This window comes from Bradyrhizobium sp. USDA 4541 (assembly GCF_024171085.1).
Lineage (GTDB): Bacteria > Pseudomonadota > Alphaproteobacteria > Rhizobiales > Xanthobacteraceae > Bradyrhizobium > Bradyrhizobium australafricanum.
Genome location: NZ_JALJZF010000001.1, coordinates 5,419,793 through 5,436,870, shown reverse-complemented (window position 1 = coordinate 5,436,870; position 17,078 = coordinate 5,419,793). Strand labels below are relative to the sequence as shown.

Annotated in this window: 18 protein-coding genes and 1 tRNA gene; 12 read left to right on the top strand and 7 right to left on the bottom strand. The window is 64.1% G+C overall.

The window, feature by feature from the left end; genetic code table 11:
• Window positions 1–28: 28 nt before the first annotated feature.
• A complete protein-coding gene (locus J2R80_RS25735) occupies window positions 29–610 on the bottom strand; it encodes a hypothetical protein (RefSeq protein WP_057017042.1) in 582 nt (193 codons plus the stop codon).
• 388 nt (window positions 611–998) lie between these two features.
• On the opposite strand from J2R80_RS25735, the gene J2R80_RS25730 reads away from it, so the two are divergent.
• On the top strand, window positions 999–1,658 hold the full coding sequence (locus J2R80_RS25730; protein WP_028337644.1) for a peroxiredoxin: 660 nt from the start codon (window positions 999–1,001) through the stop codon (window positions 1,656–1,658).
• 21 nt (window positions 1,659–1,679) lie between these two features.
• Entirely contained in the window at window positions 1,680–3,143 is a 1,464-nt protein-coding gene (locus J2R80_RS25725) for an FAD-binding domain-containing protein (protein WP_253639663.1), read from the top strand.
• Here J2R80_RS25725 and J2R80_RS25720 read toward each other — a convergent pair.
• Window positions 3,140–4,012: a DMT family transporter gene (locus tag J2R80_RS25720; RefSeq protein WP_092088959.1), complete on the bottom strand. Its 873-nt coding sequence runs from the start codon at window positions 4,010–4,012 to the stop codon at window positions 3,140–3,142. The genes J2R80_RS25725 and J2R80_RS25720 overlap by 4 nt on opposite strands.
• Before the next feature lie 879 nt (window positions 4,013–4,891).
• On the opposite strand from J2R80_RS25720, the gene J2R80_RS25715 reads away from it, so the two are divergent.
• Window positions 4,892–5,719 carry a hypothetical protein gene (locus J2R80_RS25715; RefSeq protein ID WP_057015859.1) on the top strand — a complete coding sequence of 276 codons (828 nt, stop codon included), beginning with the start codon at window positions 4,892–4,894 and terminating at the stop codon, window positions 5,717–5,719.
• A gap of 30 nt (window positions 5,720–5,749) precedes the next feature.
• Here the strand turns inward: J2R80_RS25715 and J2R80_RS25710 are convergent, their stop codons facing one another.
• Together J2R80_RS25710 and J2R80_RS25705 are read right to left on the bottom strand one after the other, a co-directional pair.
• The gene (locus J2R80_RS25710; protein ID WP_225161787.1) at window positions 5,750–6,124 is read right to left on the bottom strand and encodes a hypothetical protein; all 375 of its coding nucleotides are present in this window, start codon (window positions 6,122–6,124) and stop codon (window positions 5,750–5,752) included.
• 140 nt (window positions 6,125–6,264) lie between these two features.
• Entirely contained in the window at window positions 6,265–7,449 is a 1,185-nt protein-coding gene (locus tag J2R80_RS25705; RefSeq protein ID WP_253639662.1) for an MFS transporter, read from the bottom strand.
• Between the two features lie 115 nt (window positions 7,450–7,564).
• Between J2R80_RS25705 and J2R80_RS25700 the strand changes: the two genes are divergently transcribed.
• From J2R80_RS25700 to J2R80_RS43500, 6 genes are all read left to right on the top strand, one after another.
• Window positions 7,565–8,386, top strand: a complete 822-nt coding sequence (locus J2R80_RS25700) for a helix-turn-helix transcriptional regulator (RefSeq protein ID WP_253639661.1) — start codon at window positions 7,565–7,567, stop codon at window positions 8,384–8,386.
• A gap of 88 nt (window positions 8,387–8,474) precedes the next feature.
• Window positions 8,475–8,702 (top strand): hypothetical protein, encoded by a 228-nt coding sequence (locus tag J2R80_RS25695; RefSeq protein WP_076831268.1) that lies wholly within the window; start codon window positions 8,475–8,477, stop codon window positions 8,700–8,702.
• Between the two features lie 85 nt (window positions 8,703–8,787).
• Window positions 8,788–9,006, top strand: coding sequence for a hypothetical protein (locus tag J2R80_RS25690; RefSeq protein ID WP_057015855.1), 219 nt, complete (start codon window positions 8,788–8,790; stop codon window positions 9,004–9,006).
• Window positions 9,007–9,019: 13 nt separating this feature from the next.
• A complete protein-coding gene (locus J2R80_RS25685) occupies window positions 9,020–9,322 on the top strand; it encodes a hypothetical protein (RefSeq protein WP_050385697.1) in 303 nt (100 codons plus the stop codon).
• Window positions 9,323–10,077: 755 nt separating this feature from the next.
• The gene (locus J2R80_RS43505; protein WP_309143810.1) at window positions 10,078–11,019 is read left to right on the top strand and encodes a cation:proton antiporter; all 942 of its coding nucleotides are present in this window, start codon (window positions 10,078–10,080) and stop codon (window positions 11,017–11,019) included.
• Window positions 10,913–11,737: a universal stress protein gene (locus tag J2R80_RS43500; RefSeq protein ID WP_309143772.1), complete on the top strand. Its 825-nt coding sequence runs from the start codon at window positions 10,913–10,915 to the stop codon at window positions 11,735–11,737. The genes J2R80_RS43505 and J2R80_RS43500 overlap by 107 nt, the downstream gene beginning before the upstream one ends.
• Window positions 11,738–11,813: 76 nt before the next feature.
• Here J2R80_RS43500 and J2R80_RS25675 read toward each other — a convergent pair whose 3' ends face one another.
• Complete coding sequence (locus J2R80_RS25675) at window positions 11,814–12,260, bottom strand: hypothetical protein (RefSeq protein WP_028339233.1); 447 nt, start codon at window positions 12,258–12,260, stop codon at window positions 11,814–11,816.
• Window positions 12,261–12,472: 212 nt separating this feature from the next.
• Here J2R80_RS25675 and J2R80_RS25670 point away from each other — a divergent pair, with 212 nt between their 5' ends.
• Together J2R80_RS25670 and J2R80_RS25665 are read left to right on the top strand one after the other, a co-directional pair.
• Entirely contained in the window at window positions 12,473–12,745 is a 273-nt protein-coding gene (locus J2R80_RS25670) for a hypothetical protein (RefSeq protein ID WP_076831273.1), read from the top strand.
• 102 nt (window positions 12,746–12,847) lie between these two features.
• A tRNA-Arg gene (locus J2R80_RS25665) sits at window positions 12,848–12,924 on the top strand.
• An 897-nt stretch (window positions 12,925–13,821) separates the two neighbouring features.
• Here the strand turns inward: J2R80_RS25665 and J2R80_RS25660 are convergent.
• Window positions 13,822–14,832, bottom strand: coding sequence for an AraC family transcriptional regulator (locus J2R80_RS25660; protein ID WP_253639660.1), 1,011 nt, complete (start codon window positions 14,830–14,832; stop codon window positions 13,822–13,824).
• Window positions 14,833–14,993: 161 nt separating this feature from the next.
• On the opposite strand from J2R80_RS25660, the gene J2R80_RS25655 reads away from it, so the two are divergent.
• Window positions 14,994–16,139 carry an alkane 1-monooxygenase gene (locus J2R80_RS25655; protein ID WP_253639659.1) on the top strand — a complete coding sequence of 382 codons (1,146 nt, stop codon included), beginning with the start codon at window positions 14,994–14,996 and terminating at the stop codon, window positions 16,137–16,139.
• Window positions 16,140–16,165: 26 nt separating this feature from the next.
• Here J2R80_RS25655 and J2R80_RS25650 read toward each other — a convergent pair whose 3' ends face one another.
• The gene (locus J2R80_RS25650; RefSeq protein WP_076831280.1) at window positions 16,166–16,963 is read right to left on the bottom strand and encodes a hypothetical protein; all 798 of its coding nucleotides are present in this window, start codon (window positions 16,961–16,963) and stop codon (window positions 16,166–16,168) included.
• Window positions 16,964–17,078 lie beyond the last annotated feature (115 nt).

The following is a 17,078-nucleotide window of genomic DNA, read 5'->3' as shown; positions in this document are numbered from 1 at the left end:
TCGAATTCCAGTTACGCGGGATGATGGCTTACATCATCCCGATGTCGAACACGTTGGGGAGCTGCGCCGCGAGCGGCAGCGCGGTCGCGCCGACCAGCGTCGCCACCATCGCCGCCAGCGCGCGGCCGGTGCGGCGCTGACCGCGCATCTGGCCCGCGATCCACTCCAGGACCTTGGTGTCCATCTTGGCGCCCTGCCTCGGCGCCCAGCGATCGATCTCGGTGTCGGGCGACAGCGCCACCGTGCGCGGCGGCACCGGCAGGCCGGACTCGGAGGCGGCATGGTGGGCGATCGCCTTGGCGAGCAGATCGTCGAACCGGCCGCCATCGCTGCGCTCGGCGGCGGCCTCGTTGATCGCGAACAGCGCCTCGATCTCGGCCCGGCTGATCGGCTGATGCTCGACCGCGGCCGCCGTCAGGATGCGCGCGCACCAGGCAGCGTCATCTGCATCGAGAGACCGGGAGAAATGGATGCGGCCCTTGGTGGTCGGGCCTTCGCCGGTGATCACGCCGTCGCGCACAATGGTGAGCGCATGGGCGGCAGTCTTGCGGCAGGACGGATGCAACGCACCGCTGAGAGGCTCAGCGGTCTTGGTACTTGGGGTAGACATTGTCGGAGCTTTCAATTCCTATCTCAGGCCAGCTTTTCCATGCGGGCGTAAACGAGTGGTTAATGATTCGGAACTTGCGTTCCGAGATTTTTAGATGGTTGCTATTTGGTCGCTTTAAACGTCGTCACGGTTCAGTCCTATAGCAGCCAGGGCCGGCGTGATGACTGCGATAAGCGGCATTATCTGGGCATTTCCAAGCCTTTGTGCCGCAGCTGATGTTTCGCCGCAGGGATCCGGATCAAAACAAGTTGCTTGGAATTCCGTCCTCAAGGAGAAATGTTTCACCTTTTTTCAGAACCCGTTCACTTAAGCCTTATCCCGTCCTATACTGGAACAGACAGCCTCAAATACAAATTCAGTCACAACTTCAAAGAGATGAGGTAAAATCATGGCACTTCAGATTGGCGCCGTCGCCCCCGACTTCGAAGCCGAGACCACCGAAGGAAAGATCAAGTTCCATGACTGGATCGGCAACAGCTGGGCGCTTTTGTTCTCCCATCCCAAGGACTTCACCCCGGTCTGCACCACCGAGCTCGGTGCGCTCGCCCGCCTGAAGCCCGAGTTCGACAAGCGCGGCGTCAAGCTGATGGGCTTGTCGGTCGACCCGGTGGACCGCCACGCCAAATGGTCCGACGACATCAAGGAAACCCAAGGCGCGGCGCCGAACTATCCGATGATCGGCGACACCGATTTCAACGTGTCAAAGCTCTACGACATGCTGCCGGCCTCGACCTCGGGCGATCCCCTCACCCGCACCGCCGCCGACAACCAGACCGTCCGCAACGTGTTCGTGATCGGACCGGACAAGAAGATCAAGCTGGTGATGGTCTATCCGATGACCACCGGCCGGAATTTCCAGGAGATCCTGCGCTCGATCGACTCGCTGCAGATGACCGCCAAGCATCGCGTCGCCACCCCTGCCGACTGGAAGCAGGGCGAGGACGTGATCATCGCGGGCTCGGTCAGCGACGACGAGGCCAAGACGATCTACCCGCAGGGCTGGAAGGCGCCGAAGCCTTACATCCGCATCGTGCCGCAGCCGAAGTAACGGCAGGCTCGCTGCGTCCGGGTGACCCGCGCACAGCCGATCATCGTCTGGTTTCGCGACGATCTGCGGCTGTCGGATCACCCGGCGTTGCATGAGGCGGCGGCAAGCGGCGCGCCGGTCGTCGGCCTCTATGTGCGTGACGAAGAGAGCCGTGCATTGATGCCGCCGGCCGTACGTCGGCTTGGGGGTGCGACGCGCTGGTGGCTGGCGCAGTCGTTGCGCGCACTCGGCAAGAGCCTCACCATGGCAGGCGGATCGCTGGTGCTGCGCACCGGACCGGCCGCGTCGGTGATCGCCACGTTGGCGCGCGAAATCGGCGCACGCGCCGTATTCTGGAACGACATCGCACATGGGCCGCATCAGGCCGTTGCCAGAGAAGTCGAAGCCGCGCTCGCAAGTGACAGCATCGACTCTCAAATTTTCCGCGGCGATCTGCTCGTCGAACCGAAGGCGATCCGCAACAAGGACAACCGGGCCTTGCGCGTGTTCACGCCGTTCTGGCGGCGCGTCCAAGGCCTCGGCGATCCGCCAAGGCCGTTGCCGGCGCCGAAGAGACTCACATCCATCGGCGGCATCGCGAGCGACGCCCTCGATGACTGGGGTCTCGAACCGACACGGCCGGATTGGGCCGGCGGCCTGCGCGAGACCTGGACACCGGGTGAAGCCGCGGCGCAGGCGCGGCTGAAGCGATTCCTCGATGAGGGGATCAGCGGTTACGCCGACGACCGCGATCGGCCCGACCGCGACGGCACCTCGCGCCTGTCGCCGCATCTGCGCTTCGGCGAGATCAGCCCGCGGCAGGTCTTTCACGCGGCCCGCTTCGCCGCCGCGGAAGACTCGCGCCTTGCCGGCGACATCGACAAGTTCCTCAGCGAGCTCGGCTGGCGCGAATTCTGCCGCCATCTGCTGTTCGACGTCCCCGATATGGCGGATCGGAACTTGCAGGAGCTGTTCGATGCCTTTCGGTGGAGGCGCAACGCTCTCGCCCTGGAGGCGTGGCAACGCGGACTCACCGGCTATCCGATCGTCGATGCCGGCATGCGCGAGCTCTGGCACAGCGGCGTGATGCACAACCGGGTGCGAATGGTGGCGGCCTCGTTCCTGGTCAAGCACCTCTTGATCGACTGGCGCACAGGCGAACAATGGTTCTGGGATACGCTGGTCGATGCCGATGCCGGCTCCAATCCCGCCAACTGGCAATGGGTCGCGGGCTGCGGCGCTGACGCCGCGCCCTATTTCCGCGTCTTCAATCCGGTCCTGCAGGGCGAGAAATTCGACCCCGACGGCGGCTATGTCAGGCGCTGGGTGCCGGAGCTCGCGCAGCTCTCCAACGAGCTGATCCATCAGCCCTGGACAGCGACACCGATCGAGCTGGCGAGCGCCGGCATCGAACTCGGCAAGACGTACCCGCCGCCGATCGTTGATCACAAGCAGGGGCGCGAACGCGCGCTTGCAGCTTACGCGAAGATCCGTCGCAAAGACTAAGCGCGGCGATTGACCAGCAGCACCGCCGCGGCGCAGGCGGCCATGCCGGCAATGGCGACATGATCCAGCCGCTCGTCGAACAGGACGTAGGCCATCAGCGCGGTCACCGCCGGCACCAGATAGAACAGGCTCGCGACCGAGGTCGCGGCATGGTGACGGATCAGCCAGTACAACAGCCCGATCGAACCGATCGACAGCGCGAACACGAGCCAGGCCAGCGCCAGCACGAACTCGCCGGTCCAATGCACCACATTGGTCTCGAACACGAAGGCGCCGATACCGAAGAAGATCGTCACCGCGATGTACTGCACCAGATTGCCGGCGCGCCAGTCGATCCGGTTGCAATAGCGCCGTTGATAGAGCGTGCCCAAGGTGATGCTGATCAGCGAGACGCCGGAGGCGAGCCAGCCCCACCCCGCCTCGCCCGTCATCGGCCGGTTGTGCAGGATCAAGACGACGCCGGCGAGGCCGAGCACCAGCCCGCCCCATTGCAGCGGCGTGACGCGCTCGCCCAGCCAGCGGTTGGCAATGGTCGAAGTCAGGATCGGCTGCAGGCCCGGGATCAAGGCCGAGAGCCCCGCCGGAACCGAATGCGCGATCGCAATCGCGGTGCCGCCGAGGTAGAAGCCGTGCACCAGGATGCCGGCGACCGCGCTGTGGAGAATGCCAGTCCGGTCCGGCCAGTTCGGCCGCGCGATCGCGGCGATGACCGCCATCACCACCACCACGAACGCCATCCGGATCGCCAGATAGGTCAGCGGCTCCGCATTGTTGATGACGTATTTGGTGCCGATGAATCCGGTGCTCCACAGCACGACAAAGATCGCCGGCGCCAGACGAGCGGCAGTTTCCTCGAAGCTCTTGTTCATTGCAGACCGTCATTGCCTGAAGATGAAGCAACCAGCAATCGCGAATTTTGTGGGGTGCCGCGCCCGTTTCCGCAAGCACACTTTCTTCCCGGCGCAAGCAGGCACGACAGTGGGGAAGAGTCGCAATTCAAGATGACCAACACGCGGTGTCATCACCCGCGCATGACGCCGGAAAGAAGGAGAATGAGAGCTCACGGCTCTTTCCTGGCGTCGTCCCTGCGAAAGCACTAGGGCATTTACACATCTCTTCGAGGCTAGAAAACCGACTCATCATCAAGGGGTTAGCTACTAGGCGAGAGCCGAAATCGGCGGGCGCAACCCTAGTGCAGATGAGTAAGCTCTCTGCGGTTTTCGGCCAACTCTTTGAGAAGACTCCGGAAAGACTGCGGAGGATATGTATATACGCTAGTGCGAAAGCAGGGACCCATACTCCGCGGCGGTTGTTGTGAACGGGACTCGTCGTATCAGCATCGCGCAACAATCAGCATTTGTGGTTATGGGTCCCTGCTCCCGTGCGCAATTGCGCACTAGGCAGGGACGACACTGGCTGTGTTGCGCGGTCAGTGGTTTGACAGGTTTTCACTGAGTTGCCCGTCGGGTTGCCGCGGTGACAGAGGCTCGCGAGCTCGCCGACCTCGCCAGTCCTCTCACGCGAAGCGCCGGCCGCACGCGCTGCCAATCACGACGATTTGTCCTCAGGGATGCCATGCGCGTTTATCGGATGCGACATGCCGCCCTCACCGATACGCTTCGGCAGAATCTCGCAGCCGTCGGTCGCGGCACGTTCCGGATTGCACTGGAATATACCGTCGCCGAATACCGGCGGCCAAAAACACTGCACAAGAAGAGCCGGCCACGAGCCGGACAAGAAGAAAAACAATGGATCAAGTGGCGTTGGTCGTCGTTCGGGCGGTCGAGAGCGGCGCAACGACGACGAAAGATATTATCGGCGTGACCAGATTGTCGCGTCTCAAGGTCGAGCGTGCACTGAGCACGCTGGAGAAGCAGAAGCTGCTCCTCCGCGAACGGCAGGGCTCGTGGGCCCTCGGCTTTCCCGTGGCTCCGACGGTCAGGCAATGTGGATCATGCACCCTCTGCTGCAAGGTGCTTGAGGTGACCGATCTCAGCAAGCCGGTGAATACGGTCTGCAGCCACATCCTGGCGGGCGGCGGATGCGAGATCTACCACGAGCGTCCCCGGCAGTGCCGCTCATTCAGCTGTGCCTGGCTGCAAGGCCACCTCGATGATGATTGGTTTCCCGAGACCACGGGCATGGTGCCGCATTTCGGGCTCGACGCGCTGAATGTGCAGGTCGACCTCGATGATCCCGACCGCTGGCGCGAGGAACCCTATTTCAGCAAGCTGTGCGAACTTTCGTTGAAGGGCCTCAGGGTAAGTGAAGGGCGGCCGTATGCCACCCTCGTCATCGTCGGTCAGGACCGCTACCTGCTGCTCGGGCGGACCATCGTGCCCGATCCAACGCTGTTCGGCACCGCCTTCGTGCCGATTACGCTCGACACCTTCCGCTACTGGAAGGCAACATCGCTTGAGCATCTGCAGCGGTTGAACGATCGGGTCATGGAGATCCAGCGCATCCAGCAGGAGTTCGGCCATTGCGCCATCCCTGACGACGACGATCCCTCCCCGCCTTACCGGCCGGCTCTTCTCCAACGGTCGAAGGAACTGGGCGTGATACGCACGACGTGACGACAGCCGGACACAGCGCAGGTCAGCTCGTCATCTCAGGTGATACTTCCTGCCGTTGGTATTCGGGTCTGTGTTGTCGCTGGTCGAGAACATCAAGGCCGGGCCGAAGTAATTCCAGGTGTCCCGGTAAAATGCGAAGCGGCCGGCACCCTTGTCGATGATCTCTTGCTGGGCGGTGTTCGCGGGCCCGAGAAGCCGGTCGTCTTCGTACAATCGGGCAGTCTCGAGCGTGCCGTCCACGTATTTGACGGGGATGAGATACGCATATCCCTTGTAAAGACGGAAGGCGCCACGCAACAGGTTCCTGTCGATCGGACTCGGAGGAACCAGAAAAAGGAATGCGCTCGACGCCAAGGCAAAGAGCGTCGATCCGATCGCGATGCGCGTGCTGGCAGATGTCCTCAACGATACTTTTCCCTTGGCTCTTGCTTGCGAGGCTTCCCGCCTTCTGTAGCGCGCGCCTGCGGCGCAGACAACCGACCGCCCGCCGCCACGCCTTGTTGCGAGCCGGATCTGGCTCGCGATATTTCCGCATCGAACGACAATCAGATTGTCGCCGCGCGGCCGGCTGATCGGCCCAGGACTGCCATCAACACCGTCGCGACGGCGCAGCACGCGAGCGCAACCTCCCAGCCTCCGGTCGCATCATGGGCAAGTCCGGCGAGCGGCGGACCCGCAGCGGCGAGCGAGTAGCCGAGGCACTGCGCCATGCCGGCCAGCGCGGCCGCCTGGTGGCTATGCGAGGTTCGCAGGCTGACGAATGTCAAGCCGAGGATGAAGGCTGCACCCGCCCCGAAGCCGAACAGCGCGACCCACAGCATTGCGAGCGACGGACACTGCCACAATCCCAGCAGCGAGACGCAGGTTGCAAGCGACACGGCAATCGCAATCCCGCGCTGGTCCTTCATGCGCCGGACCATCGGCCCGAGGATCAGGCCGGGAAGCGCGGTCGCCAATTGCAACAGACCGTGCAGCGTACCCGCCGTCGCCGCCGGGTAGCTTGCCTGCACGAGGATGGCGGGCAACCATCCGACGATGATGTAGAACACCAGCGAGGTCAGGCCGAGGAAGCCCGTCACCTGCCAGGCGAGCAGCGAGTGCCAGATGCGCCCGCGATGCGGCGACGAGGCCAGCTCGACCGTCGGGGCCGAGTGCGCCCCCAGCTGGGGTGCCCAGGCTATCAGCGCCACCAACGGAAAGATCAGCGTGCTCGCAAGCGAGAGATGCCAGTTCGATCCCGGGATTTGGGCGAGCGGGATTGCCACGACCGATGCGAGCGCCTGGGCCAATGCGGACGTGATCGCGTAAGCGCCGGTCAGGCTGGCGATGCGAGTCGGAAAGTCCCGCTTGAGCAGGCTCGGCAGCAGCACATTTCCAACGGCGATTCCGGCACCTATGGAGGCGGTGCCCGCGAACAGCGCCCAGACCGGACCGGACGAGCGCAGCGCGATCCCGGCCGCGATGACAAGCAGCGCACCGAACAGCGACCGCTCGATGCCCCATTCGCGCCCGAGCACAGCTGCAACCGGTGAGATCGCGGCGAACGCCAGCAAGGGCAGCGTCGTCAGGATTCCGGCCTCCGCCGCGCTGATCCCGCTGGTCTCACTGATCATGCCGAGCATCGGCGCGACGCCGGTAATGGGCGCGCGGAGCGTCGAGGCGATCAGCAGGATCCCCGTCAACAACAGCCCCTGCCCGCCCAGCGTGCGCATCGGTGCTATCATCGTCATCGCATGCTCCTGCCCATCTGAATGCGCCAAGCTATCGACTTGGCTGTCGGAAGAATTTACATATCTATTCTATCGATCGCTAAATTCGGTCACTCAACGGGTTTCCAGCTCCGTTATGGGCTTTCAACTTCGCTATCCCTGGCCGGACCTTGATCCGGATGACGTCGCGGCGGCGGCCATCGCCGTGCGCCTCGACGTCACCGAAAACAAGGTCGAGGCGGCCGAGCATGCGCACCGGAAGGGACAGCTCGTCTTCGCGCTCGGCGGCGGCGTGATGTGCCGCGTTCCGAACGGATTGTGGATGGTGCCGCCGCATTGCGGCGTCTGGCTTCCCGGCGGCACGCGCCACACCAATATCGCAACCGCCAATGCACGAATCTTCTTCGTCTTCATCGAGCCCGGTGCCGCCGACCTGCCCGACCGCTGCTGCGCATTGTCGATCTCACCCTTGCTGCGAGAGCTGATCATCGCGCTTTCCGACCGTATGCAGCAGGACCACGGCACTGAAACCCTCGTTGCGCAATTGCTGCTGAGCGAATTGCCGCGTATGCCGCTGCAGCAGCTGCATCTGCCGATCTCGCCCGAGCCACGCTTGCGACGGATCGCGGCAGCGCTCGCCGACGATCCGGCCGATCGCCGCACGATCGCCGAATGGGCCGAACGCTTGGCGCTGAGCGAGAGCAGTCTCGCGCGTCTCATCCTGAGGGAAACCGGCCTGACATTCGGACGCTGGCGTCAGCAACTGCATTTGATCGTCGCGTTGCGCGAACTCTCCGCCGGCGCGAGCGTTCAGCAGGTCTCGTCCGAGCTCGGTTATGAATCCGTCACAGCCTTCATCACCATGTTCAAGAAGGCGCTCGGCAAGCCACCGGCGAAATATCTCAGCGATATCATGCAAGGGAGCGGCTCGGCGTTCGCGGCTGGCGGGCGAATTTAGGAACACCGGTCGGCAACGGACGTTTTCGACATATCGGGCGAACGACAAGCGAGCCGCCTACGCCAAGCCAATGCAGCGAGGATGCCAGATGCCCTACGCGCTGTTCGATCGCGACAGACAGATCGACAAGGCTTTTCCGACGGAGAAGCAAGCGTGGGAACATGCACTGATCTGCGGACTGATCTTCGACGTTCCGGTGGCGGATGAAGCGCCGGGCCAGGTGCTGCCGGCCGGCTATCACATGAAGCGAATTCCCGGCGACAGCGAAGTGTTCGAACCGGCGCCCGAATGGAAGTTACCGAACGAAATTTCGTGATCGGCCCGCGGCAGGGTTGCCGGTTGCGATCGTGACGTTGCGCGATAAGTAACGCCGAACCAGACCAACAATTCAGGATGAGCGCATGGCCGAAACCGGCAAAATTTTTCACGTTCGCTGCGTCGACAACACGTTGCAGCGGGACACGCTCTCGCTCGGACGCGTCTACGAGGTGACAAAGGATATCGAACGTGACGGCTATTACGAGCTCAGCGGATTGGGCCGCTTCAGCCGGTCCAGATTCGAGGTCGTCGAGCCGAACGACGACACGGCCGAAGTCCGGCGGACGTCTCGATCAAAATAGACAGGAGAGCGCGATGCCCAGAGGCGACAAGTCGAGCTATACCGACAAGCAGAAACGGCAGGCCGAGCACATCGAGGAAGGCTACGAGACGCGTGGCGTTCCGGATCGCGAGGCCGAGCGGCGCGCATGGGCGACCGTCAACAAGGAGACCCACGGCGGCAAGAAGAGCGGTTCCGGCCGCGGCACGCGCGAGGATCATTCCCCGTCGCGCAAGGGCGGCAAGCTCGGCGGCAAGGCGGCCGCGAGCCGCCCCGCGGCGGAGCGGTCGCGCTCGGCGAAAAAGGCGGCACGTACCCGCAAGCGCCGGGCCGCCTGACCGGCCGCGGGCGCCCCCACAGACAGCAAGACAATACCGCACGCCCGAGCATGATCCGGGAAAGTGCGCAGCGATTTTTCGAGAAAACCATGCTCAAACAACGAGCTAGAACACGATGACGACGGCACCCGATCTCATCGCGCGTTAGGCGACGGCTCGCAAATGCGTGATCGGGCGCCACCACCGGTTGCCTTCATTTCGGCACCTATCGGGAACAGGCTGTCGGCCCAGGAAGCAAAAGCGAAGCAAAGGCGGCCACCGCAGGGGGTGCCTGCAATTGACGTATCGGTCCCATAGCAGCTGGCAGGACGTGGATCTGCGCAATCTCGTCCGCGTCATATCGGCCTGCACCCTCGGGCTTTGGGCATTTGCGGCCGGCCTCCTGATCGGGACCTTCCTGCTTTGATGGATCAGCGCGGCACGCGCCGCCTTCCTACCCGCCACTCAAGTGATGCGCGGCGACGAACAGGACGAGCGCACTAAGCACCAATGCCGACGTAGCGCCGGCAACGCTACGCGCGAGTTCAGCCTTCGAAAGATTGGATCTGGTTGCCATTGCAGCCTCCCGTTCGCGCGAGCTGAGCCACAGCCGCTCCGGCGGTCAGGCTCGCTCATGGAGACATTCGCATCACCAGGATGAACGCATCCTGAGCAAAACGAACCGCCGGCGCCTCTGTTCCAAAATCTGACCCAGGGGATCGCTTTCGGAACCCGGGCGTTGACCGCATGCGGCAAGCCGGCCGAGCCGCGCCGGAATTGGAAATCGGAGATGCCATGGTGATCCGCTGGGGGACACCCTCGGCTGGATCATCATCGCTGTCATCTTCAGCCTTGCCTCGCGCGGCAGCCTCGACATCCTCTCGGTCGCGCAGGCGCAGTTCGGCACCCTCGCCTTCCTCGCGGTCAGCTTCACGATCGGCCGGCGGCTGGTGTTCCGGCTGATCCGCTGGGCCAACGACAATCTGGTCTCTTCGGCGGCGGTGATCACCGTGATCCTGCTGTTGATGAGCGGGATGGCGATGATCACGCATCTGATCGGCGTGCACACCGTGCTCGGCGCCTTCATCGCCGGCGTGCTTGTCGGGGAATCCCCGATCCTGACCCGGCAGACCGACGAGCGGCTGCGCGGGCTGATCTCGAGCCTGTTCTTGCCGGTATTCTTCGGGCTTGCCGGCCTCAGCGCCGACCTCACGGTGCTGAAGGATCCGTCGGTGCTGGGGCTGACCGCGGCGCTGGTGCTGATTGCGAGCATCGGCAAGTTCGGCGGCGCCTTTGTCGGCGGTGCGCTCGGCGGGCTGACCCGGCAGGAGTCCTATGCGCTGGCGAGCGGCATGAATGCGCGCGGCTCGACCGAGGTGATCATCGCCACCATCGGCCTGTCGATGGGGGTGCTGAGCCAGACCATGTTCTCGATGATCGTGACCATGGCGATCCTGACCACGATGGCGATGCCGCCGATGCTGCGCAGCGCGCTGGCGCGGCTGCCGCTCGGCCGGGACGAGAAGGAGCGGCTGGAGCGCGAGGAATATGAGCAGCGCGGCTTCGTCGCCAATCTCGAGCGGCTGCTGCTCGCGGTCGACGAGAGCGGCAATGCGACATTCGCCGCGCATCTCGCCGGCCAGCTCGCCGGCGGGCGCGGACACGGTGCTGCATGTCGGCGCCAACGCCAAGCTGCAGGAGAAGAACCGTGCCGATGAGGAGAGCCCCGAGGCGGCGGTCATCAACGCGGCCAAGGCGAGCGCCGAAGCAGGTGCCGACGGCGGCGGCAATGTCGACGTCATCAGCCGCGCCCGCGAGGAGACGGCGGCGGAGGCGATCGCCGAGGAAGCCAAAAAAGGTTTCGACCTGCTGGTGGTCGGCATGGACGCGGTCGCCGGTCCCGACGGCGGCTTCGACCGGCGGCTCGACGACCTGACCTCAGGCTTCGACGGCCCGCTGGCGATCGCGGCCGCCAAGGGCGCGCACGAGAAGGAGCCGACGGCGAATGCGCGGAAGATCCTGGTGCCGGTCTCGGGCAGCAACGTCTCGCGGCGCGGCGCCGAGGTCGCGATCGCGCTGGCGCGCCTTTCGAGCGAGCCGCTGCAGGTGGTCTACGTCTCGACCACGCGCGACAAGGGCGCCCGCCGCACCAGCCCCAGCATGTCGCTGGCGCATGAGGAAGCCATCCTGAAGGACATCGCGGCGACCGCGGCGCGCTACGACATCAACGTAACGACGCGGCTACGTGCCAACACCGCACCTGAGGTCGCGATCCTGCAGGAAATCGCGTCAAGCTGGGCCGACCTCGTCGTGATCGGCGTCGACCGCATCCAGGGCGACAGCCTGAATTTCGGCAGCATCGCAGCGGCCGTGCTCGGCAAGTCGAAGGCGTCCGTGCTGCTGGTGTCGGATGGCGACGTCAGGCCCAAGACCTGAAACCCGAAGACTTGAAGCCCGAAGACCTAGAACAAGGACCTGAGGAAGGAGGTTCGAAGCGCGAGCGCGTCCGCGCCTACCACTCTTCCGGACAGGGATCGACGATCTTCCAGAGATCGATCCCGTTCTTGATCTTCTTCATCTCGGTGGTGAGCCCGCCATTGCGGCGGATCCAGTCCTTCACCGTATCGGGGTAGTAGGACATCAGGTCGGAGGTGCCCTCGAGGCTGGTGACCTTGATGCCGAAGGTGAAGGCCTTGTCGTAATAGGCCTGGTGGAAGCCGATGCTGGCTCGCGGCGTGACGCAGATCTTGTTCAGCGGCACGATGCCGAACACAAGCGTGCAGGCCGAGTTGCAGATGCCGTCGATCACGACGCGCTCGCGGCGCTCGCGGATCTGCTTGTACTTGGCCTTGTACTCCTCGACATAGCCGCCATGGTCGCGCGTGATGTGCAGCACCGCCCGCGCGGGCGTCGCAGCCAGAACCGAGAGCAGCAAGGCGACAAGGGGCGTGATGCGCATGGATCGTTCGAAACCGCGGGAAAGGCCGGGCCCGGGCGGACCTGACCGCAAGACTCTGGCCGGACTGTGTTGGCAATCCGTTAAGCATCCGCAAAAAGGCAAAATTTGGCGCGCTGTGGCTGATTTCCCGCAGCTTTTGGCCCCGATTCCGGGTTAAATGGACCCCGGGGCGGCCCACAATGCCGATTCCCGTAAATGACCGGAGGCCGCCCATGACCAAGACCAAGCTTTTCGCCGCCCTCGCTCTGGCCGTGATGGCCCTGACCCCGGCGGCTGCGGCCGACCTCACGGCCCATCCGCGCCACCACCGGCATCACCACCACGCCCATTGGGGCCTGCCCTACCACATCAGCTATCTGCACAATTACGGCCCCGGCCCGACTGCCGGCAGCTTCGCCTATTACGACGGCTCCCCGCGCAACAAGTGCTACCAGAGCGCGGCCGCCTATATCGGCCAGGACCACCGACGGCATCCCTGCTTCTGACGGCTATAAGGGAGACGGCGGGACGTGCCGGCACCGCTGGGTGCCGCGCTCCGTGCCTGCCTGCTGGCCCTCCCCGCCCAAGTCTGATAATCGACCCGCTACGCGCTCGTAGCTCAGCTGGATAGAGCATCGGATTTCGATTCCGAGGGTCGGGAGTTCGAATCTCTCCGAGCGCGCCAGCGATTTTACCGATAGATCAATATTTTAAGCCGCGCTCATTTCGTTCTGAGTGAGCGTTTCGCGTTGCGTCTGTTCTGAAGCGATGCTGCAAGATGAGAACGACCCCGACGCCGCGCGCCGAGGCCGCCCCTGTGGCTCCCAGCCGGATTGGGGGTATGAGAGCCGGGAGCCGGAAGACACTACTTCCAAAACCACCGCTCGTTCCTGCCGCCAATAGCACCAATAGGGATTACCTCCCGGCCAGGCTCGCCGAAAAACGATATCAGAATTGGAGTGATGGTATCGGCCGCCCTGCCGACGAGAGGGACGGTTAGCAAATCGGCAACTAGATCGGCGCAGGCTTCTCAGAGGGACGGGACCGTTGGGGACGCAGCACGGTCACGTTTCGGAGGAGCTGACGTGTAGGCCCTGGCGTCGGCTCCTCTCTTAGAAGCTTGTGTGAGTTCGGCAACAGCCGTCTCTCCGCGGATCTGCTAAGGAAATGACACTGGGAATTTCAGGGCCCCAGCGCTGGGAATGACAGGGCGCCGCCGGGACAAACCATTTCGGGCCCGGCGGCGTAGCTTTTAGGTCGGCGTCACAGTATCGATGCCGAGCGATCCGAGCACCGCGCGAGCTCGATCCGGCAGCCGATTGTTGCAGCGATCCTGCCACGAAACCATTTTCATCAGCGGACGAAACCGGGCGGAAACAATTGACCGGTACCACTTCTCCCAAACAATAATGGGGAAGTGTCATGATGGAAGCGACCATTGTCGCGCTGCTGCTCCTCAGCGCCGCTGTGTTTTTTGCGCACGCCTACGACGCCCTGCATACGCATTGACGGGTTCGGCATCGCTTAAGTCTGCGTATCGTCCACCAGGGTCTGTGGGCTTGCGCGAGCCATCGACCGCGCCCTAATCCCGCCCGCCCTTCTCTCCGAACCACCGCCGGCACGCCCGGCTGAAGCTCGTCGCGTCGGTATAGCCGAGCGCGGCCGCCATTTGGTCGCGCGATTGGGTACCTGCCGCGAGCATGATCCTCGCGCGCTCGCGTAGCACGCCGTCGAGCAGCGGGCGGAAGGCGCAGCCGGTCTCGGCGAGCCGCCGCACCAGCGTTCGCCGCGAAGTGCCGACGAGGCGCGCGGCCTCCGCCTCGGCGAGGCGCCGCGGCAGGCGCGCCGCGATCAGGCGCTCGACGATCCCCGCCAGCGCCGCGGTGTCGGGCTGCGGATTTTCGATCGCCTCGAGCGCTTCAATGGCCTTGGCGTGCAATTGTGGATCGGCAAACGGCGACGGCCGTGCGCCGAGCGCTTTCGGTACCTCGAAGATGAAGGCGGCGGCGTTGAACTTCACCGCGCAGGAATAATGCTCGAGCAGCCGCTCCGCGCCCGCAGGCGGCGACCAGGGAAATTGCAGTGTCGCCTCACCGATCGCATCCTCGAGCAGCTGCACGTACACGGCGTGCACGTTGAGGCTGACCGCCAGCGCCACGGCGTGCCACAGCGCTTCGTCCATCGCGACGGCGGGAGAGATTTCGATCTGGATCGCGCGCGCTGTCTTGCGCAGCCGGTTGCGGACGAAGGGCGCGCGGGTCGACCCGAAGCGCGCGCCGGTCGCCAACGCATCCGCGATGGTCGGCGCCGTCCTGGTCGCGACATCGAGCGCGCCTTGCAGCGATGTCGACCACACCGCCGCGGCCGACAACGGCCACAGCTCGCCATGCCGGCGGGTGATGTTGGCCGCCAGCACCACCAGCGAGGATACCGGCATGTGAGCGCCGGGCTGGTCGAGCGCCTCGAGCCGAATTCCAGTGCCCTTCAGCAGCTCGTCGCGATCGCCTCGCGTCTGGCCAAATGCCCGCACCAGGGCCCGCGCATAGACCGCGGAGACCGGCGTGCGAAGGGCATCGGATTCCGATCCGTGCATGGCGTCGGCGACCTCCCCCTCGCGAACGTCCGGCCGAACAAGCTTGGCGCAAAATGCCACAAAATTGGCCTGTTGTGAACTGGCGGCGCAGGCCCGCCTGGCGGCATGCTTGGCCCAACAATGGCGAACGCCGCCTCGCAAGAGATGCTGGAGGGAATGCGATGATCTTCACGGGCACCAATGCTGCTGGCGAAACGATCACCTACCGGGACGGCAAACGCTATCTCTGGATGCTCTCGTTCATTCCGCCGCTGATCCCGCTGTTGTCCTACTGGCTGTTCCTGCGGACACACAATCCGCTGGTGACGCTGATCCCCTTCGTCTTCATCTTCATCCTGATCCCGTTGCTCGACGTCGTGTTCGGCGAAGACACCCACAATCCGCCGGCGGAAGTGGTCGCCGCGATGGAGGCCGATCCCTATTACATGCGGCTCGCGCGCATCACCGTGGTATTTCCCTGGATCAACTACGTCGCGCTGATCGCCTTCTTCGGCACCCAGGATCTGCCGTGGTGGTCCTATGTCGCCTTGCTGCTCGGCGTCGGCACCATCAATGGCGGCGCGCTCCTGATCGGGCACGAGCTCGGCCACAAGCCGGACAGGCTCAACATCCTGTTCGGCATGCTCGCCAACTGCGCGGTGGGCTACGCGCATTTCCGCGTCGAGCACAATCGCGGCCATCACACTTGGGTCGCAACCCCCGAGGACCCCGCCAGCGCGCGCTTCGGTGAATCGATCTATGCGTTCGCGACGCGCGAGTTGCCGGGTGCATTCAAGCGTGGCTGGCGCAACGAGGCCGAACGGCTGACCCGGCGCGGCGAGCCGGTCTGGTCGGTCAACAACGAGATCCTGCAAGGCTTTGCGCTGACGCTCGTCGTCGCCGCCGTGCTGATTGCGCTGTTCGGCTGGAAGGTCGCGCCGTTCATCGTCGCGCACCATTTCCTCGGCTGGTACGCGCTGACCCAGGCCAACTATGTCGAGCATTACGGGCTGCTGCGCGAGAAGCTGCCGAACGGCCGCTACCAGGCGGTCGAGCCGCGCCACTCATGGAATACCAACCACATCGTCTCGAACCTGATGACGTTCCACCTGCAACGTCACTCCGACCACCACGCCAACCCGATGCGCCCCTACCAGTCGCTGCGCGATTTCGACGACATCCCGCGGCTACCGAACGGCTACACCGGCATGTTCGGGCTGGCGGCAATCCCGCCGCTCTGGTTCCGCGTGATGGACCCGAAGACCCTGGCCTGGGCCGGCGGCGACAAGAGCAAGCTGAACCTCCGCGATCGGCCCGCGAGCTCGTGATCGCGGCGATTGCCCGGCTCCCGGTCCTACATCTGGGCCGAGCGCCGCTTCATGGCACCGATGCCGAGGAATGAGCCATTGATCGACAGATACTGGCTGGTGAATTCGAACGTATCGAAGCTCGGCGCCTCGAACTGCTTCAGCGCCTTCCAGAGCAGCGTGGTATCCGGACAGGCTTGGGAATGGATGTCATGATGCACGATGATGCGGGCGTGGGAACGCACCAGCAGATGATCCTGTAGCGCACCGCGCAGGCTGTGATCGCCGTCGATAAAGACGAAGTCCGGCTTCAGCCGGTCGACATGCGCACCGACCAGCGGCGAGGTCGAAAAATCCTGGATGTAGATCGGCTCGATAGCGGCCTGCTGCTGCAGCAGATCGAAATAGGTCGAGATAAAGGGCGTCGGCGCGATCGGATCGAGTGCAATCACGGTCTTGAGGTCGGCGCCGCTGTTCCTGAGCCACTCCGTAACCAGGACGAACATGCCGCCCCAGCGGCAGCCGATTTCCATGTACGAGGAAACGCCGGACGAATTGCGCGCAAGCCAGGCGAGGTATGGCGCAAGCTGGTTCGGGTATTGCCAAAGGTGGAGGCCCTTGCCGAAGTTCGGCGCCAGCTCCGGCGGCTGCTCATGAAGCAGTTCGTCATTGAGCCCCAGCGCCGGGATGAATTCGCGTTCGAGGAAGTCCACGTCTGTACGCTGAGCCGGATTCAACCCGGCGATCGCATTGATCGCGTCACCGACGGTGACAGCGAGATCGGCGAAACGCTGGTATCGGTCGGCTTGATATCGGTCGGCTTGGGCTAGCTGGGCGTTGAGCATCGGCGCAATCAGATCGGTGGGCTGACGAGGACACAAAGAGGCCGCAGGTCGTCGCGCCCCCGATGATTGAACGGATGGGACGTCCGTCTCGGGCGCGAAATCTTGCATTCGGTCG

Excerpts from the sequence above, each read along its gene's own strand:
- J2R80_RS25730 (WP_028337644.1), top strand. The coding sequence starts at position 999 with ATGGCACTTCAGATTGGCGCCGTCGCCCCCGACTTCGAAGCCGAGACC.
- J2R80_RS25685 (WP_050385697.1), top strand. The coding sequence starts at position 9,020 with ATGCCCAGAGGCGACAAGTCGAGCTATACCGACAAGCAGAAACGGCAG.
- J2R80_RS25650 (WP_076831280.1), bottom strand. The coding sequence starts at position 16,963 with ATGCTCAACGCCCAGCTAGCCCAAGCCGACCGATATCAAGCCGACCGA.
- J2R80_RS25700 (WP_253639661.1), top strand. The coding sequence starts at position 7,565 with ATGGGCTTTCAACTTCGCTATCCCTGGCCGGACCTTGATCCGGATGAC.
- J2R80_RS25720 (WP_092088959.1), bottom strand. The coding sequence starts at position 4,012 with ATGAACAAGAGCTTCGAGGAAACTGCCGCTCGTCTGGCGCCGGCGATC.
- J2R80_RS25690 (WP_057015855.1), top strand. The coding sequence starts at position 8,788 with ATGGCCGAAACCGGCAAAATTTTTCACGTTCGCTGCGTCGACAACACG.
- J2R80_RS25670 (WP_076831273.1), top strand. The coding sequence starts at position 12,473 with ATGACCAAGACCAAGCTTTTCGCCGCCCTCGCTCTGGCCGTGATGGCC.
- J2R80_RS25735 (WP_057017042.1), bottom strand. The coding sequence starts at position 610 with ATGTCTACCCCAAGTACCAAGACCGCTGAGCCTCTCAGCGGTGCGTTG.
- J2R80_RS25675 (WP_028339233.1), bottom strand. The coding sequence starts at position 12,260 with ATGCGCATCACGCCCCTTGTCGCCTTGCTGCTCTCGGTTCTGGCTGCG.
- J2R80_RS25705 (WP_253639662.1), bottom strand. The coding sequence starts at position 7,449 with ATGACGATGATAGCACCGATGCGCACGCTGGGCGGGCAGGGGCTGTTG.
- J2R80_RS25715 (WP_057015859.1), top strand. The coding sequence starts at position 4,892 with ATGGATCAAGTGGCGTTGGTCGTCGTTCGGGCGGTCGAGAGCGGCGCA.
- J2R80_RS25695 (WP_076831268.1), top strand. The coding sequence starts at position 8,475 with ATGCCCTACGCGCTGTTCGATCGCGACAGACAGATCGACAAGGCTTTT.
- J2R80_RS43500 (WP_309143772.1), top strand. The coding sequence starts at position 10,913 with ATGCGACATTCGCCGCGCATCTCGCCGGCCAGCTCGCCGGCGGGCGCG.
- J2R80_RS25655 (WP_253639659.1), top strand. The coding sequence starts at position 14,994 with ATGATCTTCACGGGCACCAATGCTGCTGGCGAAACGATCACCTACCGG.
- J2R80_RS25660 (WP_253639660.1), bottom strand. The coding sequence starts at position 14,832 with ATGCACGGATCGGAATCCGATGCCCTTCGCACGCCGGTCTCCGCGGTC.